The organism is Geobacillus sp. BK01 (assembly GCF_052220245.1).
Lineage (GTDB): Bacteria > Bacillota > Bacilli > Bacillales > Anoxybacillaceae > Geobacillus.
Genome location: NZ_JBQPTH010000008.1, coordinates 69,923 through 92,016, shown reverse-complemented (window position 1 = coordinate 92,016; position 22,094 = coordinate 69,923). Strand labels below are relative to the sequence as shown.

At 53.7% G+C, this 22,094-nt stretch carries 27 protein-coding genes and 1 riboswitch; of the genes, 20 read left to right on the top strand and 7 right to left on the bottom strand.

Annotated elements, in window-relative coordinates; genetic code table 11:
• Nucleotides 1-86: 86 nt before the first annotated feature.
• Together ACTVDO_RS10635 and ACTVDO_RS10630 are read left to right on the top strand one after the other, a co-directional pair.
• Entirely contained in the window at nucleotides 87-263 is a 177-nt protein-coding gene (locus tag ACTVDO_RS10635) for a hypothetical protein (protein WP_020961145.1), read from the top strand.
• Between the two features lie 99 nt (nucleotides 264-362).
• Nucleotides 363-497, top strand: a complete 135-nt coding sequence (locus ACTVDO_RS10630; RefSeq protein WP_020961144.1) for a hypothetical protein — start codon at nucleotides 363-365, stop codon at nucleotides 495-497.
• Nucleotides 498-543: 46 nt separating this feature from the next.
• Here the strand turns inward: ACTVDO_RS10630 and ACTVDO_RS10625 are convergent, their stop codons facing one another.
• The 5 genes from ACTVDO_RS10625 to ACTVDO_RS10605 all read right to left on the bottom strand — a co-directional run bounded on the left by ACTVDO_RS10625 (nucleotide 544) and on the right by ACTVDO_RS10605 (nucleotide 4,885).
• Entirely contained in the window at nucleotides 544-1,611 is a 1,068-nt protein-coding gene (locus tag ACTVDO_RS10625; RefSeq protein WP_442901478.1) for a Ger(x)C family spore germination protein, read from the bottom strand.
• The gene (locus tag ACTVDO_RS10620; RefSeq protein ID WP_020961142.1) at nucleotides 1,608-2,696 is read right to left on the bottom strand and encodes a GerAB/ArcD/ProY family transporter; all 1,089 of its coding nucleotides are present in this window, start codon (nucleotides 2,694-2,696) and stop codon (nucleotides 1,608-1,610) included. Before ACTVDO_RS10620 ends, ACTVDO_RS10625 begins: the two co-directional genes overlap by 4 nt.
• Before the next feature lie 21 nt (nucleotides 2,697-2,717).
• Complete coding sequence (locus ACTVDO_RS10615) at nucleotides 2,718-4,187, bottom strand: spore germination protein (protein WP_442901477.1); 1,470 nt, start codon at nucleotides 4,185-4,187, stop codon at nucleotides 2,718-2,720.
• A gap of 89 nt (nucleotides 4,188-4,276) precedes the next feature.
• The gene (locus ACTVDO_RS10610; protein ID WP_020961140.1) at nucleotides 4,277-4,612 is read right to left on the bottom strand and encodes a spore coat protein; all 336 of its coding nucleotides are present in this window, start codon (nucleotides 4,610-4,612) and stop codon (nucleotides 4,277-4,279) included.
• Nucleotides 4,613-4,627: 15 nt separating this feature from the next.
• A complete protein-coding gene (locus ACTVDO_RS10605) occupies nucleotides 4,628-4,885 on the bottom strand; it encodes a hypothetical protein (protein ID WP_020961139.1) in 258 nt (85 codons plus the stop codon).
• Nucleotides 4,886-5,049: 164 nt separating this feature from the next.
• Here ACTVDO_RS10605 and ACTVDO_RS10600 point away from each other — a divergent pair, with 164 nt between their 5' ends.
• Nucleotides 5,050-5,967 carry a proline dehydrogenase family protein gene (locus ACTVDO_RS10600; RefSeq protein WP_442901476.1) on the top strand — a complete coding sequence of 306 codons (918 nt, stop codon included), beginning with the start codon at nucleotides 5,050-5,052 and terminating at the stop codon, nucleotides 5,965-5,967.
• A 65-nt stretch (nucleotides 5,968-6,032) separates the two neighbouring features.
• On the opposite strand, the gene ACTVDO_RS10595 is transcribed toward ACTVDO_RS10600, so the two are convergent.
• A complete protein-coding gene (locus ACTVDO_RS10595; RefSeq protein ID WP_011232479.1) occupies nucleotides 6,033-6,182 on the bottom strand; it encodes a YuzL family protein in 150 nt (49 codons plus the stop codon).
• A gap of 182 nt (nucleotides 6,183-6,364) precedes the next feature.
• Between ACTVDO_RS10595 and ACTVDO_RS10590 the strand changes: the two genes are divergently transcribed.
• From ACTVDO_RS10590 to ACTVDO_RS10535, 12 genes are all read left to right on the top strand, one after another.
• Nucleotides 6,365-8,752, top strand: a complete 2,388-nt coding sequence (locus ACTVDO_RS10590; RefSeq protein WP_442901475.1) for a 3-hydroxyacyl-CoA dehydrogenase NAD-binding domain-containing protein — start codon at nucleotides 6,365-6,367, stop codon at nucleotides 8,750-8,752.
• Nucleotides 8,753-8,779: 27 nt separating this feature from the next.
• Nucleotides 8,780-9,952, top strand: coding sequence for an acetyl-CoA C-acetyltransferase (locus ACTVDO_RS10585; protein ID WP_020961136.1), 1,173 nt, complete (start codon nucleotides 8,780-8,782; stop codon nucleotides 9,950-9,952).
• Nucleotides 9,953-10,026: 74 nt separating this feature from the next.
• On the top strand, nucleotides 10,027-11,811 hold the full coding sequence (locus ACTVDO_RS10580; protein WP_020961135.1) for an acyl-CoA dehydrogenase family protein: 1,785 nt from the start codon (nucleotides 10,027-10,029) through the stop codon (nucleotides 11,809-11,811).
• 137 nt (nucleotides 11,812-11,948) lie between these two features.
• On the top strand, nucleotides 11,949-12,326 hold the full coding sequence (locus tag ACTVDO_RS10575; protein WP_020961134.1) for an arsenate reductase family protein: 378 nt from the start codon (nucleotides 11,949-11,951) through the stop codon (nucleotides 12,324-12,326).
• Nucleotides 12,327-12,420: 94 nt separating this feature from the next.
• Nucleotides 12,421-12,804, top strand: coding sequence for a glycine cleavage system protein GcvH (gcvH, locus tag ACTVDO_RS10570; protein WP_020961133.1), 384 nt, complete (start codon nucleotides 12,421-12,423; stop codon nucleotides 12,802-12,804).
• Nucleotides 12,805-12,879: 75 nt separating this feature from the next.
• On the top strand, nucleotides 12,880-13,119 hold the full coding sequence (locus tag ACTVDO_RS10565; RefSeq protein ID WP_020961132.1) for a YusG family protein: 240 nt from the start codon (nucleotides 12,880-12,882) through the stop codon (nucleotides 13,117-13,119).
• A gap of 93 nt (nucleotides 13,120-13,212) precedes the next feature.
• The gene (locus ACTVDO_RS10560; RefSeq protein WP_020961131.1) at nucleotides 13,213-13,572 is read left to right on the top strand and encodes a toprim domain-containing protein; all 360 of its coding nucleotides are present in this window, start codon (nucleotides 13,213-13,215) and stop codon (nucleotides 13,570-13,572) included.
• A complete protein-coding gene (locus tag ACTVDO_RS10555; RefSeq protein ID WP_020961130.1) occupies nucleotides 13,569-13,883 on the top strand; it encodes a thioredoxin family protein in 315 nt (104 codons plus the stop codon). Before ACTVDO_RS10560 ends, ACTVDO_RS10555 begins: the two co-directional genes overlap by 4 nt.
• Before the next feature lie 154 nt (nucleotides 13,884-14,037).
• Nucleotides 14,038-14,385 (top strand): hypothetical protein, encoded by a 348-nt coding sequence (locus tag ACTVDO_RS10550; protein ID WP_020961129.1) that lies wholly within the window; start codon nucleotides 14,038-14,040, stop codon nucleotides 14,383-14,385.
• Nucleotides 14,386-14,458: 73 nt separating this feature from the next.
• Nucleotides 14,459-14,568, top strand: a riboswitch (SAM riboswitch).
• A 91-nt stretch (nucleotides 14,569-14,659) separates the two neighbouring features.
• Entirely contained in the window at nucleotides 14,660-15,688 is a 1,029-nt protein-coding gene (locus ACTVDO_RS10545; RefSeq protein ID WP_442901474.1) for a methionine ABC transporter ATP-binding protein, read from the top strand.
• A complete protein-coding gene (locus tag ACTVDO_RS10540; RefSeq protein WP_063164831.1) occupies nucleotides 15,678-16,346 on the top strand; it encodes a methionine ABC transporter permease in 669 nt (222 codons plus the stop codon). The genes ACTVDO_RS10545 and ACTVDO_RS10540 overlap by 11 nt, the downstream gene beginning before the upstream one ends.
• 15 nt (nucleotides 16,347-16,361) lie before the next feature.
• Nucleotides 16,362-17,219 carry a MetQ/NlpA family ABC transporter substrate-binding protein gene (locus ACTVDO_RS10535; protein WP_442901473.1) on the top strand — a complete coding sequence of 286 codons (858 nt, stop codon included), beginning with the start codon at nucleotides 16,362-16,364 and terminating at the stop codon, nucleotides 17,217-17,219.
• 122 nt (nucleotides 17,220-17,341) lie between these two features.
• Here the strand turns inward: ACTVDO_RS10535 and ACTVDO_RS10530 are convergent, their stop codons facing one another.
• On the bottom strand, nucleotides 17,342-17,527 hold the full coding sequence (locus ACTVDO_RS10530) for a hypothetical protein (protein ID WP_020961124.1): 186 nt from the start codon (nucleotides 17,525-17,527) through the stop codon (nucleotides 17,342-17,344).
• Nucleotides 17,528-17,709: 182 nt separating this feature from the next.
• On the opposite strand from ACTVDO_RS10530, the gene ACTVDO_RS10525 reads away from it, so the two are divergent.
• The 5 genes from ACTVDO_RS10525 (at nucleotide 17,710) to sufU (ending at nucleotide 22,076) form a co-directional block, all read left to right on the top strand.
• Nucleotides 17,710-18,072 (top strand): carboxymuconolactone decarboxylase family protein, encoded by a 363-nt coding sequence (locus tag ACTVDO_RS10525; RefSeq protein WP_020961123.1) that lies wholly within the window; start codon nucleotides 17,710-17,712, stop codon nucleotides 18,070-18,072.
• A 252-nt stretch (nucleotides 18,073-18,324) separates the two neighbouring features.
• The gene (gene sufC, locus ACTVDO_RS10520) at nucleotides 18,325-19,104 is read left to right on the top strand and encodes a Fe-S cluster assembly ATPase SufC (protein ID WP_020961122.1); all 780 of its coding nucleotides are present in this window, start codon (nucleotides 18,325-18,327) and stop codon (nucleotides 19,102-19,104) included.
• 17 nt (nucleotides 19,105-19,121) lie between these two features.
• Nucleotides 19,122-20,435: a Fe-S cluster assembly protein SufD gene (gene sufD, locus ACTVDO_RS10515; protein WP_020961121.1), complete on the top strand. Its 1,314-nt coding sequence runs from the start codon at nucleotides 19,122-19,124 to the stop codon at nucleotides 20,433-20,435.
• Nucleotides 20,432-21,652: a cysteine desulfurase gene (locus ACTVDO_RS10510; protein ID WP_020961120.1), complete on the top strand. Its 1,221-nt coding sequence runs from the start codon at nucleotides 20,432-20,434 to the stop codon at nucleotides 21,650-21,652. Before sufD ends, ACTVDO_RS10510 begins: the two co-directional genes overlap by 4 nt.
• A complete protein-coding gene (sufU, locus tag ACTVDO_RS10505; RefSeq protein WP_020961119.1) occupies nucleotides 21,642-22,076 on the top strand; it encodes a Fe-S cluster assembly sulfur transfer protein SufU in 435 nt (144 codons plus the stop codon). Before ACTVDO_RS10510 ends, sufU begins: the two co-directional genes overlap by 11 nt.
• Nucleotides 22,077-22,094 lie beyond the last annotated feature (18 nt).

The window sequence follows — 22,094 nt, the reverse complement described above, 5'->3', positions numbered from 1 at the left end:
TTTTGGCCGGCTAGGTGCACGCCTAAGCAACAGGCGTTTTTCATACATACAGTGAGACTAAGGGCAGGCGGAAGGAGGGAAGCAAAGTGAACCATATTGAGATGGCGGATGCGCGCATTTGGCGGCCTTGGGGGTTTTGGCGGCCGTTCGGTTTCCCGTTTTTTGGCGCTCCGTTTTTCGGCGGCTTTTTAGGGGGGCTGCTTGGCAGCGCCTTGTTCCCGCCGTTTTTCTACCCGTATTGGTATGGCCCGATTTGGTGGTGAGAAAGGAGCGGAGGTTGGGCGGACAGCCCACCCTCTTTTTTGTTATGTGCATATGAATAAAGTATCGCATCCTATTCATGAATGAAAGGAGAAAGAACGATGCCATTTCCAGGTTTGCTGTTTGGCGCTCCGTTCATCGGCGGGTTTTTGGGCGGATTGCTCGGCGGCGCTCTAGCTCCGCGCCCGTTTTATCCGTATCCGCCGTATCCGCCGTATCCAGGCTGGTGGTATTGAAACGAAGCCTTAAAGAGTAAGCATCCCGCCGGTGAAGCAGGGATGCTTATTCGATAATGCCGCTGTCACGGATCGTCACATCGGCGGTGACGCGGATCGGAAGCTGGTCGTAATGCTTGTAAAAATCACGGTAGTGAAAGCGGCGATAATGACTGGCGGCAAATTCGCCAAGGCCGACCGGGTCGATTTGGTGTTCTTGAAAACAGCGGAGAAGGGCCCCGGTTTTCGAGCGGATTTGTTGCGCAAATGTTTTTTCGACAGACCGGCGGACAGCGAATGTGAACGCCCCGCGTTTGTATTCGCGCACGACGCCTTCAAGGGCGATATGAATATGAATGGACGGTCGGGTTTTGGGGCCTGAAAAAGAAATGGTCCGCTTTGTCGAGATGTTTTTAATGGATACGAAGTTTTGGTTGTCGAGCCGGATGGTATGGGTGCCTTCACTATAAGAATCCATGGCGATTTTAAAGTAGAACATGTCGTTTCGTTTCAGCGTATCGACAACCCGGTCGCCGCGGAATAAGGCTACGCCGGCCACCTGTACATCTTCACCGGCCCGGCGTACGTATGGCAAAAACGGGTCTTTTCCATCGGCGTAGTATGATTTTAGAAATAAATGTAAATTTGTTTTCGGCAAATCCCGTTGCTCGATATTTTGTCTGACCAAGTTGGAAAGGTAAATGCCGCTTCCTTGGCGGCCATAATTTCCCTCGAGCAGATGTTTGGCCGTCCCGTCCACCACGGCCAAATAAAGTCGCGTCCCGATGCTTGCATCGCGACGAAGTTGATCAACGAACGGAAATATTCCTTTTCTGGCGAGGCGTTCCCCGTACAAGGCAGTCTCAATGCTTCCGCTGACGAGCGGTTCGGATGTTTTGTATTGCAGTTCTTCCATCACATCTTTCGCCGTAGTGGAAACGGCCGTCAACGTTTTGTTCGCTGTTTCTCCTTTTTTGTAAACCGGAATGAGAATGGTTCCCCGAACTTTGTCTTTTCCCGCCTCATCAAATCCAACGGCGCTTTCAATATTGATATCATCTAAAATTTCTTTGCGAAGGCAGCCGGACAAGATGGCGACGATGGCCATAGCCAACAGGGCGGTCCACATTCTCATACGTTCCCTCTCACTTTCTTCACGATATAGGTGATGACTGCGACACAAGGAATCCATATATAGAGAAAATAAAAGCCGGTTCTGTTTAAAATGGTGTTAATGAGGTCGACTTGTTTGCGATCATGAACGAACAGCGTGCTGAAAAAACAAATGGCGGCAATAATCAGCAAAGCCGTTTTTTGGCGGATGGGAAAAAGCTGTTTGCATATACGGGAAGAACACCACAGCCCTAAGCAGACGTTCGGTAAAATGATCAGCAGCCAATTGGCGATGCCGACGTATTCAAACCGTTCAATAAACGGCAGCTCAACCATTTTCCACATCGTCAATGTCGGCCAAATTTGCCGCTGCAGCTGTTTCTCGCTAAAGTAAGCCAATGTCAGCACGGTAAGCAGCGTATAAAACAATGTCGTTGCCAATAAGGCGGCATGCGCCCATTTGGCGGATTGGGCTCCGCGCTTGATAAACGGATAAAAGAGCAAAATCGTTTCGTACCCGAGCATCGTCAACGTCGTCTGTCCCGCCGCTTTTACAATAGCTGAAGGCGGATGGTCCAATATCGGGAGCAAGAGGTGAAAGTCGGCATGATCCAGGACAAACCAAAAAGTAAACAGCAAATAGCTGGGAATGATCAGGCAAAAAAAGCAAATGCCGACAACGACGCGAAATCCGCCGACCGTAATGTACAAACAAAGAAGCAAAAAAGCGAGTGAAAATTCCCATGTTTGCAAGTCGGGAAACATCCAGACTTGAATTACTTCGATATAGGTGCGCAAAACAACAAATGACATGGCGGCGAAGTAAAGGGCGAGCCATAATGAAAATGCCCCTCCCACCCAGCGGCCGAACAGGCGCTGATGGAGGAGGAGGAAATCGCCGTCCGCCTGCTGCAACAGCCAATACAGCACGATGAGAATCAGATGGGACGAGGCGCCGGCCAGCAGGACCGAAATCCATGCGTCATGTCCGGCTGTTTGTGCGATGACCCGCTGAAAACCGAGCACCCCGACACCGATTTGCATCGACATGATAATATAAAAAGTCATGAAAGGTGAAACTTGTAGACGTTCGGCAACAGAAGCCATCGTCGTCCTCCTGTCTGTTCGCTATTCGTCGATGTCTCGTTTTTTTCTGACCTTTTTCCCGCTGAAGCGAATGGGTTGCTCGGTCCGTAATGTTTCCGGCCGTTTCGATTGGCTGGTAAACGGCAGACGGATGAACGCATCTTTTAAATCCCGCCAACGCAGCGGATATAAAGGAGCAAGGAACGGCCGGCCGAGCGACGTCAAGTAAAGCAGGTGGGTCATGACCATGCAAAAACAAAAAGCAACGCCAAGCAGCCCCCAGACTTCCGCAAACAATAAAAACGGAAAGCGCATGAGGCGGATCGTATTGCCTATTTTATAAACAGGCGTCGTAAAGGAAGCAAGGGCGGCAAGCGCCACTAAAATTAACAACACATTGCTTGTCAGGCCGGCTTCCACGGAAGCCGTTCCGATGACAATCCCGCCGACAATGCCGATCGTTTGGCCGACCTTGGTCGGAAGCCGTGCGCCTGCCTCCCGCAGCAGTTCAATCGTCAGTTCGAGAAACAGCACCTCTAAAATCGGCGGGAACGGAATCTCCCTTCTTGAGGTGATCAAGGTGCCGAGCAAGTCTTTTGGAATCAATTCATAATGGTAGTTTAATGTCGCCACATACATCGGTGTAATCAAAATGGAAAAGGCGACGGAAAACAGGCGAATGAGACGGAAAAACGACGCGATCGTCCAATTGAGAAAATAGTCTTCAAAGGATGAAAAAAATTCAACCAATGTCGTAGGACCGATTAACACGTGCGGAGATCCGTCCACCATAATCGCCACTTTTCCCTCGGCCAGTACGGCCGCAACCCGGTCCGGGCGCTCGGTATCGAGCAGCTGCGGAAAGGGGGAATGCCGATTGTCTGAAATAATTTGCACAATATAAGAGCTGTCGATCATTTCGTCAAATTCGATTTGTTTGATGCGCTGCAAAACCGTTTGGACGTTGTCGGGATTGGCAATGCCGTCAAGATAGACGACAGCGACTTTCGTTTTCGACAGCGTGCCGACCCTTGTCAGTTTGACTGTCAAACGGTCTATAGGGATTCGTTTGCGCAATAAATATAAATTCGTTTCCAACGATTCAATAAACGACTCTTTCGGGCCGACGACGCTAAATTCCACTTCGGGGATGGTGAGTGTCCGTTCCAATGTTTTTTGCGCCTTCACAAGCAGCCCGGTCTCATCGGTTTCATGAAGGCGAATGAATAAATATCCTTCGAACAATTTTGCTTTCACATCAGCCGGATCGCTAGAAATATAGGCGTCGTCGATCGGAAGAATTTGGCGCATATCTTCCAAAGATGAAAACGGACAATGAAACAAGTAAGGGAAAATCGAGCGAACAACAGTTTCCATCTCAACCATCGGCTCGACATACGACACCCATAACAGGAGACCGGATGTCTCGTTCCGGTACACTTTCGTTTGGAAGTCCATCGAACTCCCTAATGTTTGCAGCGTCGCCCATACGGATTCAGGCGGAACGGTCATCCCTCTCCCCCTTTGCGTCAAGGATTTCCGCTTTCCGGATGAGAAAGAGGATGTCCGCATGCACTAGAGGACATCCCCGTTTGCTCCTTTCATTGCATGGTGTTTCCTTGGTAAGGAAACTGGTTGGTGTATCCTTGGAACTGTTGGTACGTTTGCTGAAGTTTTTGCGGATCGGCGGCTTCGAGCTTGTACCATCCTTTTTTGAACATTAAATTGTACAATTCACGCTGGCAGTTTTGCGTTTCCGTAAAAATGTTCATCATATCTTGGTATAACGGTTGGTTGCTCGCCTCATGCAAGTACACGCTGTAAGACAACGTCATGTATTTTTCCGTCGTCAGCATGTCATTCAAAAAGTCGCGCTCGTTCATTTGCGGCGTTTTCGGCACTTGCGTTTCCGGATTTTGCACTTGTTTTTGGTTCACCGAACGTTCCTCCTTTCACATCACCGGCGGCTGCGGCGGGTTTTGCAAATGGCGCAAAATCATGTCGTAATGGCGCTGATGCATTTGCCCGGCGCGCTCGATCGCCTGCACCACTTCCGGATCGCGGCACTGCGAAGCGAAAAAGTGCGCTTTTTTCGCCGCCAGCAAGTTCCATGACATCATATCGGAAAAGTACATGGCGTCTTTCGATGACACCATTTGCGGCGGCTCGGGCATCGCCGCCTGCGGGTTCATTTGCGGCTGTTGTTGCATCGTGGTTCGCTCCTTTCACAATGTAGTCGCTTGTAGATTGTGCAGTGAGTGGAAAATTATACACAAATAAAAAATAAACAACAGGGAAAAAACATATTCAATGGAATGGAAACATGGTACAATAAGAGTGATGAATGCGTTTCCATGCGAGGGGGATCACAACTGTGGAACAGCTGATGCGCGACTTTTTTTTGTTCTTGTCCAAAAATAAAACGTTGACCCATTTGGCGAAGCGATACGGCCTCCGCTTCGGCGCATCAAGATTCGTCGCCGGCGAAACGATTGAGGAAGCGGTGCGCGTCATCCGTCAATTGAACGAAAAAGGGTTGGCTGTCACGGTCGACTATTTAGGCGAATTTGTTGACAATGAGCGGGAAGCAAACGAGATGGCGAACCATTGCCTCGAGGCGATTGAGGCGATCAGCCGTGAGAAGCTGAATTCGCAGCTGTCGCTGAAAATGACGTCCATGGGGCTTGACATTTCCGATGAGCTCGTTATGCGCAACATGCGCCGCATTTTGGAGGCGGCGAAAGAGCGGGGCGTGTTCGTGACGATTGATATGGAAGATTATTCACGCTGCCAAAAGACGATCGATATTTTTAAAACGTTGAAAAAAGAGTACGACAACGTCGGTACGGTGCTGCAGGCGTATTTGTACCGGACGGAGCAAGACATTGAAGATCTGAAGCCGTACCGCCCGAACTTGCGGCTCGTCAAGGGGGCGTATAAAGAATCGCCGGAAGTGGCGTTTCCGGATAAAAAAGATGTGGATGAGAATTTTAAAAAGATCATTAAACAACATTTGCTCAACGGCAACTATACGGCCGTTGCGACGCACGATGACGCCATCATCGAGTATACGAAGCGGCTCGTTGCCGAGTACAACATTCCAAACAGCCAGTTTGAATTTCAAATGTTGTACGGCATCCGTCCGGAGCGGCAAATTGAGCTGGCGCGCGAAGGGTATACGATGCGCGTGTACGTTCCGTACGGGACCGATTGGTACGGCTACTTTATGCGCCGGCTCGCCGAACGCCCGGCCAACGTGGCGTTCGTCGCTAAAGGCATGCTCCGCAAGTGACGCCCGCCCGGCCAACGGGAGGCGGCGCCGCGGCAGCACACAAGGGGACGGACGCCATCGGGCGTTCAGTCCCCTTGCATATTGTGCTTTTTGTACTGCTGGTTTTGGCTCGTCCGCTTGCCGCCGCCGTCCGCTTCGACCGTCGGGCCGGCGTTTCCTTTCACGCTCGCCGCGCTGACGCCGCGTTCAGACGGATTTTTTTTCAACCGCGCCATCATGTTCACCTCCTGTTGTTAGTATGGGCAAAATCCGGATTGCGATGTGGAAAAAATGTGCGGCAAATATATTGCGAAAATTACCAACATACTATATATTTAAGTGTAGAGAACGTTTTCACTATATTTTTTTCACCGAAAAATGAATGATGATTCATTCAATGGTGTGAGGGGGAACCGAAATGGCAAAACGCATTCGGCGCGCCGCCGTGCTTGGGTCTGGCGTCATGGGTTCGGGCATTGCCGCCCATTTGGCGAACGTCGGCATCCCGACGTTATTGCTTGACATTGTGCCAAAGGAATTGACGAAAGAAGAAGAGGCGAAAGGATGGACGTTGGAACATCCGCAAGTGCGCAACCGCCTCGCCAACCGGGCGCTGGAGCGGATGAAAAAACAAAAGCCGGCGCCGCTGATGGCAAAAGACAACATCACGCTCATTGAAACGGGCAACTTTGAAGATGACTTTCACCGCCTTGCGGATGTCGATTGGATCATTGAAGTCGTCGTCGAAAACTTGGAGGTCAAACGAAGCGTCTTCGCCCGCATCGACGAGGTGCGGACGCCGGGGACGATCGTCAGCTCGAACACATCCGGCATTTCCATCGCCGCGATGGCGGAAGGGCGCTCGGATGATTTTCAAAAGCATTTTTTAGGCACCCACTTTTTCAACCCGCCGCGCTATTTGAAGCTGCTTGAAATCATCCCGACCGAGCAGACGGATCCGGATGTCGTCGCCTATATGAAAACGTTCGCCGAAGACGTGCTCGGCAAAGGCGTCGTCATGGCGAAAGATACGCCGAACTTCATCGCCAACCGGATCGGCACGTACGGGCTGCTTGTCACCGTGCGCGAGATGATGGAAGGCGGCTACAGCGTCGGCGAAGTCGATTCGGTCACCGGGCCGCTCATCGGCCGGCCGAAAAGCGCGACGTTCCGCACGCTTGACGTCGTCGGGCTCGATACGTTCGTCCATGTCGCTAACAACGTGTATGACAACGTCGAAGGGGAAGAAAAAGACGCCTTCCGCGTGCCGGAGTTTATGAAAACGATGCTGCAAAACGGCTGGCTCGGCAGCAAATCCGGACAAGGCTTTTTCTTGAAGCAAGGGAAAGACATCCTCGAGCTCAATTACGTCACGATGCAGTACGAGCCGCGCAAAAAGCTCGTCACCCCGGCGGTGGAAATGGCGAAGCAGGCGAAAGGAACGGCCGCCAAGCTGCAAACGCTCCTTTATGCCGACGGCGACCGCGCGGGGACGCTCCTTTGGAACATCATCGCGCCGACCTTGCTGTATGCGGCGCGCCTGGTCGGCGAAATCGCCGATGACATCGTGGCGATCGACAATGCGATGAAGTGGGGGTTCGGCTGGGAGCAAGGACCATTTGAACTGTGGGATGCGATCGGCCTTGAGAAATCGGTGCGGAACATGCAGGCGGAAGGGCGCGACGTTCCGGCGTGGGTGACGGATATGCTCGCCGACGGCGCCGCATCGTTCTATCAAACGAACAACGGCCGGCTGTTCTATTATGGGCAAAGCGGCTATACATTAGTGGAAGAAAATCCAAAGACGATCCATTTGAAACGGTGGAAAGAGCAGCGCGGCGTCGTGAAGAAAAACGCCGGCGCAAGCCTGATCGACCTCGGCGATGACGTGGCGCTTTTGGAGTTCCATTCGCCGAACAACGCGATCGGCACGGACATCGTCCAAATGATCAACGAGGCGCTTGATGAGGTGAACCGCAACTACAAAGGGCTTGTCATCGGCAATCAAGGGAAAAACTTCTGCGTCGGCGCGAACTTGGCGATGATGCTTATGGAAGCGCAAGATGAAAACTTCTTTGAACTCGAGCTTGCCGTCCGCCAGTTCCAGCAAGCGCTCATGCGCGTCAAATACAACCCGAAACCGGTCGTTGTGGCGCCGTTTGCCATGACGTTAGGCGGCGGGGCGGAAGTGACGTTGGCGGCTTCGCGCATCCAAGCGGCCGCCGAGACGTACATCGGGCTTGTCGAAGTCGGCGTCGGCTTGATTCCGGGCGGCGGCGGCAACAAGGAGCTGTACATCAAACAATTGAACAGCCTGCCAGGCGGCGCGGATGTCGACTACGTCAAACTCGTCGCCAAGGTGTTTGAAACGATCGCCATGGCGAAAGTGTCGACGTCAGCGGCCGAAGCGCGCGCGCTCGGTTTCTTAGGCAGCCGCGACGGCGTCACGATGAACGGCGACCATCTGTTGTATGAAGCGAAACAGGCGGTGCTCTCGCTGTATGAAGAAGGATACCGGCCGCCAGTCAGAAAGAAAGTGCCGGTCGCCGGGGAAAGCGGCTATGCCGCCATGCTTTTAGGCGCGCAATCGATGCTCCATTCCGGCTACATTAGCGAGCACGATTTGAAGATCGCGAAAAAGTTGGCGTACGTCCTCTCGGGCGGCAAAGTGCCGTACGGAACGGAAGTCGATGAGCAGTACTTGCTTGATCTTGAGCGCGAGGCGTTTTTGAGCCTGATTGGCGAGCCGAAGACGCAAGCGAGAATGCAGCATATGTTGGTGAAAGGAAAACCGCTCCGCAACTAAAGCGGGGGATTCAAGGGGGAGATTGGCGTGAGAGAAGCGGTCATTGTCGCAGGCGCGCGCACACCGGTCGGAAAAGCGAAAAAAGGAACGCTCGCCCATACGCGGCCGGACGATTTGGGAGCGCTCGTCGTCAAGGAAACGTTGAAGCGCGCGGGAAACTATGACGGGAATATCGATGACTTAATTATCGGCTGCGCCATGCCCGAGGCGGAGCAAGGGTTGAACGTCGCCCGCAACATCGGGGCGCTCGCCGGGCTGCCGCATACGGTGCCGGCGATTACGATCAACCGGTATTGCTCGTCCGGCTTGCAGGCGATCGCCTATGCGGCCGAACGGGTCATGCTTGGCCATTCGGATACGGTCATTGCCGGCGGGGTCGAATCGATGAGCATGGTGCCGATGATGGGGCATGTCGTCCGCCCGAACGCCCGCCTGGCCGAAGAGGCGCCGGAATATTACATGTCGATGGGCCATACGGCCGAGCAAGTGGCGAAACAATACGGCGTGAGCCGCGAGGACCAGGACGCGTTCGCCGTGCGCAGCCACCAGCGCGCCGCGAAGGCGATTGCAGAAGGCAAGTTCGACGACGAAATCGTGCCGGTCGAAGTCGTCGTGCGCAAGGTGGAAAACAACAAACTGGTGGAAGAGACGGTTGTGTTTGCCCAAGATGAAGGCGTGCGCCCGGAGACGAACATGGAGACGCTCGCCAAACTGCGCCCGGCGTTTGCCGCCAACGGCACGGTCACAGCCGGCAACGCGTCGCAAATGAGCGACGGGGCGGCGGCCGTGATGGTGATGGACCGCGAAAAAGCGGCATCTCTCGGCTTAAAACCGCTCGGCAAGTTCCGCTCGTTCGCCGTCGCCGGCGTGCCGCCGGAAGTGATGGGGATCGGCCCGGTCGCCGCGGTGCCGAAAGCGTTGAAGCTCGCCGGCCTGGAGCTGTCCGACATCGGCTTGATCGAGCTGAACGAAGCGTTCGCGTCCCAGTCGATTCAAGTCATTCGCGAGCTCGGGCTTGACGAAGAGATCGTCAACGTCAACGGCGGGGCGATTGCGCTCGGCCATCCGCTCGGCTGCACGGGCGCGAAGCTGACGTTGTCGCTTCTTCATGAAATGCGGCGCCGCGACGTCCAGTTTGGCATTGTCACGATGTGCATCGGCGGCGGCATGGGCGCCGCGGGTGTCTTTGAACTGCTGTGATGCCGGCCAATGACAACTAAAGCGGGCGGCAGCGCCGCCCGGACTATTACGATATTCGGGGGAGGAAACAACCAATGGCAAAAACAGCCGAAAACGCGATTCAAGGCGGCAGCTTTTTAATTGAGGACATTCCGGCCGAGCGCGTCTTTACGCCGGAAGATTTCACCGACGAACATCACATGATCGCGAAAACGACGGCGGAATATGTGAACAACGAAGTGCTTCCGCAGCTGGAGCATTTGGAACACCACGAGTTTGACCGCTCGGTGAAGCTGCTCCGCAAAGCGGGCGAACTCGGTTTGCTAAGCGCCGACATTCCGGAAGAATACGGCGGTTTGGGCTTGGATAAAGTGAGCTCGGCCATCATCGCAGAACAGATGGCGCCGGCCGGCGGGTTTGCGATTTCGCACGGGGCGCACGTCGGAATTGGCTCGCTGCCGATCGTCTTGTTCGGCACGGAAGAACAAAAACAAAACTATTTGCCGCAGTTGGCGACCGGCGAAAAAATCGCCGCCTATGCCCTGACGGAGCCGGGTTCGGGTTCGGACGCCCTCGGCGCGAAAACGACGGCGAAATTGAACGCCGAAGGAACGCATTACATTTTAAACGGTGAAAAGCAATGGATCACGAACTCCGGGTTTGCCGATGTGTTCGTCGTCTACGCGAAAGTGGACGGCCAGCATTTCACAGCGTTTATCGTCGAGCGCGATTTCCCGGGCGTTTCGACTGGTCCGGAAGAAAAGAAAATGGGGATCAAAAGCTCGTCGACGCGGACGCTCATTTTGCAAGACGTGCCGGTGCCGAAAGAAAACGTCCTCGGTGAAATCGGCAAAGGCCATGTCATCGCGTTTAACATTTTGAACATCGGCCGCTACAAGCTCGGATTGGGAGCGGTCGGCGGCGCGAAGCGGGCGCTCGAAATCACGCTCAAATACGCGAATCAACGCCAGCAATTCAAACGCCCGATTTCGCAGTTTACGCTGACGCAGGAAAAATTTGCGACGATGGCGTCGCGCCTGTATGCGGCGGAAAGCTCGGTGTACCGCACGGTCGGCTTGTTCGATGAACGGATGGGCTTGCTCGATGGGGAAAAAGCGAAAGACGGCAAAGAAGTGGCGAAATCGATCGCCGAATACGCGATCGAGTGCTCGCTGAACAAGTTTTTCGCGACCGAAGTGCTCGATTACATCGTGGACGAAGGGGTGCAAATCCACGGCGGCTACGGCTTCATGCAGGAATACGAAATTGAGCGCGCCTACCGCGACTCGCGCATCAACCGCATTTTCGAAGGGACGAACGAAATCAACCGCCTGCTCGTGCCGGGCATGTATTTGAAAAAAGCGGTAAAAGGCGAACTGCCTCTTTTCCAAAAAGCGCAGCAGCTGCAAGAAGAGCTCATGATGATGACGGCCGAAGAACCGGGAACGGGCGCGCTCGAACAAGAGAAATATTTGGTGCGCAACGCGAAAAAAATCGCTTTGATGGTCGCCGGGCTGGCGGCGCAAACATTCGGCGCGAAAATCGAGGAAGAGCAAGAAGTGCTCGTGAACATCGCCGATATTGTCGCCAACATTTACGCCATGGAATCGGCGCTTCTTCGCACCGAAAAAGCGATCAACGCGGACGGGGAAGAGAAGCACAAACAAAAATGGCTCTATACGCAAATTTTCTGCCAAGAGGCGTTCAATGAAATCGAAGCGCATGCGAAAGAAACGCTCGTCGCCGTCGAACAAGGCGACACGCTGCGGATGATGCTCGCCGCCCTCCGTCGGCTGACGCGCCATACGCCAATCAATGTGATCGCGAAAAAACGCGAGGCGGCCGCCGCCCTCATTGAAGCGGAACGGTATATTGTGTGATAATTAGGAAGTACCGGGCACAGCCCGGTACTTCTTGCTCTCTGGAACAGGCGCTCCGCTTGGGGAAGCGGCCGCTGTAACGCCCCGCTTCCCCGCGGATGACCGATCGTTCAACACGGTTAAAAGGAGGGGTAGGAATGGCGCTGACGCTCTATTGGTATCCGAAATGCGGAACGTGCCGGAAGGCGAAAAAATGGCTCGATGAACACGGCATTGACGTGCAAACGGTGCATCTCGTCGACGAACCGCTGACGAAAGAACAACTGGCCGACCTGCACCGAAAAAGCGGGCTGCCGCTCAAAAAATTTTTCAATACAAGCGGCATGAAATACCGCGAACTCGGGTTGAAAGACAAGCTTGACGGCGCCGCGGAGGACGAGATGCTCAACTGGCTCGCGTCGGACGGGATGCTGGTGAAACGGCCCATTTTAACGGATGGCGAACGGGTCGTGGTCGGATTTCGCGAGCAAGAGTACGAAGCGTTTTTCGCCGGGCGGCCGCCGGCAGAAAGTTAAAAAATTTGCATAAAAATGATGCGAACTCAGTGAGTTTTTATCGAAAATCGGTTATGATGAAAAAGAACACAATTTGTCGCAATGGAGGGATTCGATGAACACGCCAAAAGAACTTCGCTATTCAAAAGAACACGAATGGGTGCGCGTCGAAGGGGACAAAGTGCGCATCGGCATCACCGACTTCGCTCAGTCGGAGTTGGGGGATATCGTTTTTGTTGAATTGCCGGAAGTCGGCGCGGAACTGACGGCGAACGAGCCGTTCGGCAGCGTCGAATCGGTAAAAACGGTTTCGGAATTGTACGCGCCGATCAGCGGCACGGTCGTCGAAGTGAATGAAGAGTTGAACGACAATCCAGAATATGTAAACGAGTCACCGTACGAAAAAGCATGGATGGTTGTCGTTGAACCAAAAGATGTAAGTGAAGTCGACAAGTTGTTGACGGCTGAACAATACGAGGCGATGGTGAACGAAGGATAAACGTTCCTGTGGTCTTCGCCCCCGAATCGGACACCCTATACATACCGAAACTTGATGAAAAAAGGGGTGCTTCCGATGGCGTTGCAACCAACGCGTGTCGATATTACGGACCGGGTGACCGGCAAGCTGAACGGCCGCTCGCTCGACTTGTATGACGAAGGTGAATTCATCGGACGTCTTCCGCTTCCGGCAGCGGCCGTCGAGCTGAAAAACGGGTATAGCGAGCAAAATGGCAAAATATATAAAGAGGTGACCGCTACCGTTGAACCGGACCAAAAATATGTCGACTGTGACGGGGAAGCGGGTTGGTGTTGAAAGGCAACGGTGGATGACCGTTGCTTTTTTTCAACCTTTTTCTGGTGAGAGACATACAATATGGTATCCTTTTCGAAGCTAGGTGGGTCGGACATGCGACAGGCAGAAAAAGTGATTATTGTAGAAGGGCGATCGGATAAGCAAAAGGTGGCGGCCGTGCTGAACGAACCGGTTGTCATTCTTTGCACGAACGGCACGATCAGCGATGCGCGTCTTGAGGAGCTGGCTGACGAGCTTGAGGGTCACGATGTGTACGTGCTGGCGGACGCCGATGAGGCGGGGGAAAAGCTACGCCGGCAGTTTCGCCGCATGTTTCCGGAGGCGGAACATATTTATATTGACCGGGCGTACCGCGAAGTGGCCGCCGCCCCGCCTTGGCATTTAGCCCAAGTGTTGCTGCGCGCCCATTTTGACGTCCGCATCGATTCGTTCATGAGAGGAAGAGGCGAGTGAAAGCGATCGAACGACCAGATGTGCAACGGATTGTGAATGAACAGCCGCTTATGGCGCTTTATATTTACACGCCGCTGTGCGGCACATGCCAGCTGGCGAGACGGATGTTGGCGGTAGTCGAGCAGCTGTTCCCAACGCTGCCGTTTTACGAAACGGACATTAATTATATGCCGGAGCAGGCAGTCGTTTGGAAAATTGAAAGTGTTCCTTGTTTGCTTCTTTTTGTTGGCGGGTCGCTGGCCGGCAAATGGTATGCGTTTCATTCCGTCCCTTATTTGTATGATGAACTTCAAGCCCGTTTGCCGCGCTGACGATCCGCCTTTTTTTGACGCCATTTGACATATTTCTTCGGAAATGACAAAAACAGCGCTCATTCGCTAAACCGGTTGTCGAGATTTTTGTAAAGGATTCTCCCCCTCGGTATGGAAATAAAGGGAATAAAGGAAAATGGGGGGAGGATGGTCAATGGAAATGCGTCAGTTAGTTGGACAGTTCGCAGAACGGATGCAAACGTTGCGCCATTTGTTGCCGATTTTGCCGGATGAACCGTTGTATGTGCGGTTTGAGAGTGAAGAAGGCGTCGCCATGTTGGTGATCGGCAAAGAGCCGGCTGCCGCGGAAATGGAAAAGGATGAACGGAAAACGTTAACGGTGCGCGGCACAAAAACAGCGCTTTGCTCGCTCTTAGGCGGCGAACTGAAGCTGCAGCAGCTCGTCCGGCTGCGCGAAGTGCATGTGTCGGGAAGTTTTCGCCACCTGTTGCTGCTCGAATCTCTCCTCCATTTGGCTAAGCCGTATCGTCATGTCGGGTGAAAAATTTATTGACATGATTCGACATACAATGATACAATCACACACGTAATCAATCGAATAGGCGTTTGTTGCGCTCTTATCAAGAGAGGTGGAGGGATGTGCCCAATGAAGCCCGGCAACCGTCAGCGCGTCTGCTGAAAAGGTGCCAATTCACACAAAGCGCCCTGCTTTGGGAGATAAGAGACGGAATGGTGGACAATACCTTTCTGTTCTCTGCGGGCAGAAAGGTTTTCTTTTTGCGTTCCGCCGCCTTAGGAGGAAGGAAGGTGAAACGATGATTACACTCGAACGGGTGACGAAAATTTACGATGCGGCGAACGGGGCGGTGACGGCGGTCGATGACGTGTCGCTTGACATTCGCGAAGGGGAAATTTTCGGCATTATCGGTTACAGCGGCGCGGGGAAAAGTTCGCTCATCCGGCTGTTAAACGGGCTTGAGACGCCGACGAGCGGCCAGGTGATCGTCGCCGGCCGCGATATGGCGCGCATCAAAGGGCGGGAGCTGCGCAAAGCGCGTCAGGAAATCGGGATGATTTTCCAGCATTTCAACTTGCTTTGGTCGCGGACGGTGCGGGAAAATATCGCGTTTCCGCTCGAGATCGCCGGCGTTCCGAAAGCGGAGCGGCAAAAGCGGGTCGAGGAGCTCATCGAGCTCGTCGGGCTCACGGGACGGGAAGAGGCGTATCCGTCGCAGTTGAGCGGCGGGCAAAAACAGCGGGTCGGCATCGCCCGGGCGCTTGCCAACAACCCGAAAGTATTGCTTTGCGATGAGGCGACATCCGCGCTTGACCCGCAAACGACGGATGCGATATTGGACTTGCTTGTCGACATCAACAAGCGGCTCGGACTGACGATCGTGCTCATTACCCATGAGATGCACGTCATCCGCAAAATTTGCGACCGCGTCGCCGTGATGGAAAGCGGCAAAATCGTTGAGCAAGGCGAAGTGCTGCATGTGTTCCGCAATCCGCAGCAGCCGATTACGAAACGGTTCGTCAAGCAGCTCGTTGAACCGGAGGAAACGGAAGAGGCGATTTCCCATCTGTTCGGTCAATATCCGAACGGGGTGATCGCGCAGTTGACCTTTGTCGGTGCGGCGGCCGGCCAGCCGCTCATCACGCAAGTCGTGCGGCAGTTTGCCGTGGACATGAACATTTTGCAAGGGAAAATTTCACAAACCCATCAAGGCGCCTACGGCGTGCTGTTTGTGCACATCGACGGCGCGGCGGATGAAATCGCCCGGGCGCTTGACTATATTCGCAGCCAGCAAGTGGCGGTGGAGGTGATTCACGATGCTCGCTAACCTCCTGCCGAACGTGCAATGGGAGACGATGTGGGCGGCGACGGTTGAGACGTTGTACATGACCGGAATGGCGGTCGCGGCGACGTTCGTCTTCGGGGTCGTTCTCGGACTGCTTTTATTTTTAACGGCAAAGGGAAACCTATGGGAGAACCGGTTGGCCAATATGGTCATTGCTGCGTTTGTGAATATTTTCCGTTCTATTCCGTTCATTATTTTAATTATTTTGCTTATTCCATTTACCAAATGGCTCGTCGGGACGATGCTCGGAGCCAACGCGGCGCTGCCGGCGCTCATCATTGGCGCGGCTCCGTTTTACGCCCGCATGGTCGAGATCGCTCTCCGCGAAATTGACAAAGGGGTCATTGAAGCGGCGAAGGCGATGGGCGCCTCGACGTGGACGATCATTTGGAAAGTGCTGCTGCCTGAATCGCTCCCGGCGCTTGTCTCCGGGATTACCGTCACCGCTGTGTCGCTTGTCGGCTATACGGCGATGGCCGGCGTTGTCGGCGCCGGCGGGCTTGGGAACTTGGCGTATTTGGAAGGGTTCCAGCGCAGCCATAACGATGTGACGTTTGTCGCGACCGTTTTGGTGCTCATCATCGTCTTTGTCATTCAGTGGATCGGTGACTTTGTCACTTCGAAAATTGATAAACGATAAAGGAGGAAGAAACAAATGAAAAAATGGCTTGGCGCTCTGTTGGCCGCCCTCTTGGTGTTTGCGTTAGCAGCGTGCGGCGGCAACAACAATGATGAAAACGCCGCTGGCGAGGACAAAGGCGGCGGATTGGTCAAACTGAAAGTCGGCGCGTCGAACGTGCCGCATGCGGAAATTTTGGAACAAGCGAAGCCAATGTTGAAAGAAAAAGGCATCGATTTGGAAATTATCACGTTCCAAGACTACATTTTGCCAAACAAAGCGTTGGCGGACAAAGAAATTGACGCTAACTACTTCCAACACATTCCGTATTTAGAATCGCAAATGAAAGAGCATGGCTATGATTTCGTCAACGCTGGCGGCATCCATATCGAGCCGATCGGCTTGTACTCGAAAAAATATAAAAGCATCGAAGAGCTGCCGGATGGCGCAACGATCATTATGAGCAACTCGGTCGCCGACCATGGCCGCATTTTGTCGATGCTTCAAGAAAAAGGGCTCATTAAGCTGAAAGAAGGCGTTGACAAAACGAAAGCGACGGTCAACGACATCGTGGAAAACCCGAAACACTTAACGTTTAAAGCGGATGTCGACGCTGGATTGCTGCCGCAAATTTATCAAAACGGCGAAGGCGATGCCGTGTTGATCAACGCCAACTACGCGCTTGACGCCGGCTTGGATCCGGCGAAAGACCCGATCGCCGTCGAATCGCCGAAAGACAACCCGTATGTCAACATTGTCGCCGTGCGCAAAGGCGATGAAAACCGGAAAGAAATCAAAACGTTAGTTGAAGTGCTGCAATCGAAAGAAATTCAAGATTTCATTAACGAAAAATATAAAGGCGCCGTCATTCCGGCGGCGGAGAACAATCAATAACGGGAGCGTTTCGCTTCCGTTTCTTTTTTGTCCCCAAAAAACCGCTCCCCTTAAACGAAAGCGGCAAAGGTTAAAACGATTCTGAATCCGAGGGCGCCACGGCCGCTTTGCTTTCCCGCGCTTCATCGGCCATTCAAACGCGCCAGTACGGCGGCAAGCATGACGATGATGACGCAGTTTTGCAGGACGACCACCGTCGTTAAACTGAAGATGGCGTCCCCGTGTTCACCGAGAATGTTGCCGATGATGATCCACGCCAAAAACGAAGCGAAAGCGGCGGTTAAGGCAAAGACAACCCAACGAATCAAGGGAATTTCCCCCCTTTCCTATGATGATGGAAGTGGAACAGAACAGGCGGTTTTCATCATGACATTCCGTCTATGTTGACGGAATGGTGGTGTTTCCACACGCTTTCAATACTATTCGTTGTTTAATTTCGTTTTCCTTCATGCATACTAACAGCAGAAACGGACAAAGGGGGAAAACGAAGATGAACAACGAAACATACACATCGGTCGAAGCCGCCCTTCGCCATTACAAGGAAGGGATCGGGGCGTTTACGCAAAAGCTGCCGGCGGTTGCCGAACGGTTTAACGCGTTTACCGACGCCTGTTTTGCGGAAGGGGCGCTGTCGAAAAAAGAAAAGCAGCTGATCGCCCTCGGCATCAGCCTGGCGGCGCAAGACGAGTATTGCACGATTTACCATACGAAAGGATGCCTTGACGAAGGGGCATCGGAACAAGAGATTTTGGAAGCGTGCGCGGTCGCGGCCGCGTTTGGCGGCGGGGCGGCGATGAGCCAGACGGTGACGCTTGTGCAAGAATGCCTCCGCGAGCTGCGGACGGCCCATTAGACTCCGGCAACGGGGTCTTTTTTTTTGCAAAAGCTCGTACAAACTAGTCGTTTTCGTGTAAAATATAAAAAGCATTGCCGCTTTTCCTGCCTTTCTCGTTTCCCTTATATACATAGTGGAAAACGGCAGCGAAAAGGTTGCGAATACTTTTCATTTGTTATAAGATTGTAATGAGAATAAAGTGAGAATGAGCGATCGCTGGGTCAAAAGCGAGCTTACATTATTTTCACGCGAAAACTGGAGGTATGCTTTATGGCCGTATTAAAGGTGGAAAATCTCCACGTATCAGTGGAAGGAAAAGAAATTTTAAAAGGGGTTGACTTAGAGGTTAAAGGCGGGGAAATCCACGCCATTATGGGTCCGAACGGAACGGGGAAATCGACGCTGTCATCGGCGATTATGGGCCATCCGAAATACGAGGTGACGGAGGGGGCGATTACGCTTGACGGCCAAAATGTTCTGGAGATGGAAGTCGATGAGCGGGCGCGCGCCGGCTTGTTTTTGGCGATGCAATATCCAAGTGAGATCAGCGGAGTGACGAACGCCGACTTTTTGCGCTCCGCCATTAACGCCCGTCTTGGTGAGGGCAATGAAATTTCGCTCATGAAATTCATCCGCAAGCTCGATGACAAAATGTCGTTTTTGGAAATGAATCCGGACATGGCGCACCGCTATGTAAACGAAGGGTTCTCGGGCGGGGAGAAAAAGCGGAACGAAATTTTGCAATTGATGATGCTCGAGCCAAAAATTGCCATTTTGGACGAGATCGACTCCGGATTGGATATTGACGCGCTTAAAATCGTCGCCAAAGGCATTAACGAAATGCGCAGCAGCGAGTTCGGCTGTTTGATCATCACCCACTACCAGCGGCTGCTCAACTACATCACCCCGGATTACGTGCACGTCATGATGCAAGGGCGCATCGTCAAGTCCGGCGGTCCGGAGCTGGCGCAGCGGCTTGAGGCGGAAGGGTACGACTGGATTAAAAAAGAACTCGGCATCGAAGACGAGACGGTCGGGCAAGAAGCGTAAGCGTTAGGAGGAGGACTATGGCGACAGAAACGAAAATCCCATTTGATGAAACCTACATCCGCACGTTCTCAGGCGAGCGCGGCGAACCGGACTGGCTGACCGGGCGGCGCCTTGAGGCGCTCGGTCAGGTGGAGCGGCTGCCGCTGCCGAAACCGGACAAAACGAAAATTGATAAGTGGAACTTTACCGATTTTGCCCGTCATGCGGTCGACAGCGCGCCGTACGCGGATTTGAACGATTTGCCGGAGGCGGTCAAGGCGCTCCTTGAGGCGGGCGAAGGAACGAAAAATTTGTATGTGCAGCGCAACCATACGCCGGCGTACGTGTCGCTCTCTGACGAGCTGAAAGAAAAAGGCGTGATTTTCACCGACATTTTCACCGCGGCACGGGAACATGGCGACTTGCTGAAGAAATACTTCATGACCGATGGGGTCAAGCCGGATGAGCACCGTCTCGCCGCACTCCATGCGGCGCTGTTTAACGGCGGGGTGTTTGTGTACGTTCCGAAAAACGTCGAAATCGAAACGCCGCTTCAGGCGGTCTACATTCAAGACGAAGACGATATCGCCTTGTTTAACCACGTCATCGTCGTGGCGGACGACAACAGCCGCGTCGTGTTTGTCGAAAATTATTTGTCGGCGCACGAGCAAGGGAAAGCGGTCGTCAATATCGTTGCTGAAGTGTTTGCCAATGCCAACGCGCGCGTCTTTTTCGCCGCCGTCGACCATTTGGCCAAAGGCGCGACGACATACGTCAACCGGCGCGGCATCGCCGGGCGCGACGGGCGGATCGAATGGGCGCTCGGGCTGATGAATGACGGCAACACCGTGTCGGAAAACACCACCCGCCTTGTCGGTGACGGGGCGTTTGGCGATACGAAAACGGTCGTTGTCGGCCGCGGCGAGCAAGTGCAAAACTTTACGACGAGCGTCATCCATTACGGAAAGCATACGGAAGGCTATATTTTAAAACACGGCGTCGTCCGCGACAGCGCCACCTCGATTTTCAACGGCATCGGCAAAATTGAGCACGGCGCGTCAAAATCGAACGCCGAGCAAGAGTCGCGCGTGTTGATGTTAAGCGAAAAAGCGCGCGGCGATGCGAACCCGATTTTGCTGATCGACGAAGACGACGTCATGGCCGGCCATGCGGCCTCGGTCGGGCGGGTCGATCCGGTTCAATTGTATTACTTAATGAGCCGCGGCATTCCGAGACGGGAAGCGGAGCGACTCATCATCCACGGCTTTTTGGCCCCGGTTGTCGAAGCGATTCCGATTGAAGGCGTGAAAAATCAATTAATCGAAGTGATTGAAAGGAAAGTTCAATCATGAATATAAATGAGATTCGTGCGTTGTTTCCGATTTTGCATCAGAACGTCAACGGCCATCCGCTCGTTTATTTTGACAGCGCGGCGACGTCGCAAAAGCCGCTGCCGGTGATCGAGGCGCTTGACCGCTACTACCGCGAATACAACTCGAACGTCCACCGCGGCGTCCACACGCTTGGAACGAAGGCGACCGACGCGTACGAAGGGGCGCGCGAAAAAGTGCGGCGCTTTCTGAACGCCAAATCGGCGCAGGAGATCATTTTTACGCGCGGAACGACAACGGCGCTCAACCTCGTCGCCTCAAGCTACGGGCGCGCCAACGTCAAAGAAGGCGATGAGATCGTCATCACGTACATGGAGCATCACAGCAACTTGATTCCGTGGCAGCAGCTCGCGAAACAGACGGGGGCGGCGCTGAAATACATTCCGCTGCAGGAAGACGGCACGCTCGACCTCAACGATGTCGAGGCGGCGATCACGCCGGCGGCGAAAATCGTCGCCATCGCCCATGTTTCGAACGTGCTCGGCACGATCAACCCGGTTCGGGAGATCGCCCGCCTCGCCCATGACCGCGGCGCGGTCGTCGTCGTCGACGCGGCGCAAAGCGCTCCGCATATGAAGATCGACGTCCAAGAGCTCGATTGCGACTTTTTGGCGTTTTCCGGCCATAAAATGGGCGGGCCGACGGGCATCGGCGTATTATATGGCAAAAAGAAATGGCTCGAGCAGATGGAGCCGATCGAGTTTGGCGGCGAAATGATCGATTTCGTCGAGCTGTACGACTCAACGTGGAAAGAGCTGCCGTGGAAGTTTGAAGGCGGCACGCCGATCATCGCCGGCGCCATCGGCCTTGGTGCGGCGATCGATTTCCTCGAGCAAGTCGGCTTGGACGCGATCGCCGCCCATGAACACGAGCTGGCGCAATATGCGCTTGAGCGGCTGGCTGACATGGACGGCGTCACCGTCTATGGGCCGAAAGAGCGGGCCGGGCTTGTGACGTTTAACATCGACGGCGTGCATCCGCACGATGTGGCGACCGTCTTGGACGCGGAAGGGATCGCCATCCGCGCCGGCCACCATTGCGCCCAGCCGCTCATGAAGTGGCTTAATGTCACAGCAACCGCCCGGGCGAGCTTTTATTTGTACAACACGAAAGAGGAAATCGACCGGTTCATCGCCGCATTACAGAAAGCGGAGGAGTACTTCAGCCATGTCTTCTAATCATCCGTTGGACCAGCTGTACCGCCAAGTCATTATGGATCATTATAAAAACCCGCGCAACCGCGGGGTGCTTGAGGGCACGAACGTCGATATCAACATGAACAACCCGACGTGCGGCGACCGCATCCATTTGACGATGAAAGTGGAAGACGGAAAAGTCGTCGACGTCAAATTTGAAGGCGAAGGCTGTTCGATTTCGATGTCGTCGGCGTCGATGATGACGCAGGCGATCAAAGGAAGAACGGTAGAGGAAGCGCTTCGGCTCGCCCATATTTTTTCCGACATGATCCAAGGCAAAGAGTACGACGATTCCGTCGACCTTGGCGACATCGAGGCGCTTCAAGGCGTTTCCAAGTTTCCGGCCCGCATCAAATGCGCGACGTTGGCGTGGAAAGCGCTCGAAAAAGGACTGCATCACCACTAATCTAAAGGAAGGTGAACC

Bases quoted from the DNA above. Each gene is read 5' to 3' on its own strand.
- ACTVDO_RS10630 (WP_020961144.1), top strand. From the start codon at position 363: ATGCCATTTCCAGGTTTGCTGTTTGGCGCTCCGTTCATCGGCGGGTTT.
- ACTVDO_RS10625 (WP_442901478.1), bottom strand. From the start codon at position 1,611: ATGAGAATGTGGACCGCCCTGTTGGCTATGGCCATCGTCGCCATCTTG.
- ACTVDO_RS10620 (WP_020961142.1), bottom strand. From the start codon at position 2,696: ATGGCTTCTGTTGCCGAACGTCTACAAGTTTCACCTTTCATGACTTTT.
- ACTVDO_RS10615 (WP_442901477.1), bottom strand. From the start codon at position 4,187: ATGACCGTTCCGCCTGAATCCGTATGGGCGACGCTGCAAACATTAGGG.
- ACTVDO_RS10605 (WP_020961139.1), bottom strand. From the start codon at position 4,885: ATGCAACAACAGCCGCAAATGAACCCGCAGGCGGCGATGCCCGAGCCG.
- ACTVDO_RS10595 (WP_011232479.1), bottom strand. From the start codon at position 6,182: ATGGCGCGGTTGAAAAAAAATCCGTCTGAACGCGGCGTCAGCGCGGCG.
- ACTVDO_RS10590 (WP_442901475.1), top strand. From the start codon at position 6,365: ATGGCAAAACGCATTCGGCGCGCCGCCGTGCTTGGGTCTGGCGTCATG.
- ACTVDO_RS10580 (WP_020961135.1), top strand. From the start codon at position 10,027: ATGGCAAAAACAGCCGAAAACGCGATTCAAGGCGGCAGCTTTTTAATT.
- ACTVDO_RS10575 (WP_020961134.1), top strand. From the start codon at position 11,949: ATGGCGCTGACGCTCTATTGGTATCCGAAATGCGGAACGTGCCGGAAG.
- gcvH (WP_020961133.1), top strand. From the start codon at position 12,421: ATGAACACGCCAAAAGAACTTCGCTATTCAAAAGAACACGAATGGGTG.
- ACTVDO_RS10565 (WP_020961132.1), top strand. From the start codon at position 12,880: ATGGCGTTGCAACCAACGCGTGTCGATATTACGGACCGGGTGACCGGC.
- ACTVDO_RS10560 (WP_020961131.1), top strand. From the start codon at position 13,213: ATGCGACAGGCAGAAAAAGTGATTATTGTAGAAGGGCGATCGGATAAG.
- ACTVDO_RS10550 (WP_020961129.1), top strand. From the start codon at position 14,038: ATGGAAATGCGTCAGTTAGTTGGACAGTTCGCAGAACGGATGCAAACG.
- ACTVDO_RS10545 (WP_442901474.1), top strand. From the start codon at position 14,660: ATGATTACACTCGAACGGGTGACGAAAATTTACGATGCGGCGAACGGG.
- ACTVDO_RS10540 (WP_063164831.1), top strand. From the start codon at position 15,678: ATGCTCGCTAACCTCCTGCCGAACGTGCAATGGGAGACGATGTGGGCG.
- ACTVDO_RS10535 (WP_442901473.1), top strand. From the start codon at position 16,362: ATGAAAAAATGGCTTGGCGCTCTGTTGGCCGCCCTCTTGGTGTTTGCG.
- ACTVDO_RS10525 (WP_020961123.1), top strand. From the start codon at position 17,710: ATGAACAACGAAACATACACATCGGTCGAAGCCGCCCTTCGCCATTAC.
- sufC (WP_020961122.1), top strand. From the start codon at position 18,325: ATGGCCGTATTAAAGGTGGAAAATCTCCACGTATCAGTGGAAGGAAAA.
- sufD (WP_020961121.1), top strand. From the start codon at position 19,122: ATGGCGACAGAAACGAAAATCCCATTTGATGAAACCTACATCCGCACG.
- ACTVDO_RS10510 (WP_020961120.1), top strand. From the start codon at position 20,432: ATGAATATAAATGAGATTCGTGCGTTGTTTCCGATTTTGCATCAGAAC.
- sufU (WP_020961119.1), top strand. From the start codon at position 21,642: ATGTCTTCTAATCATCCGTTGGACCAGCTGTACCGCCAAGTCATTATG.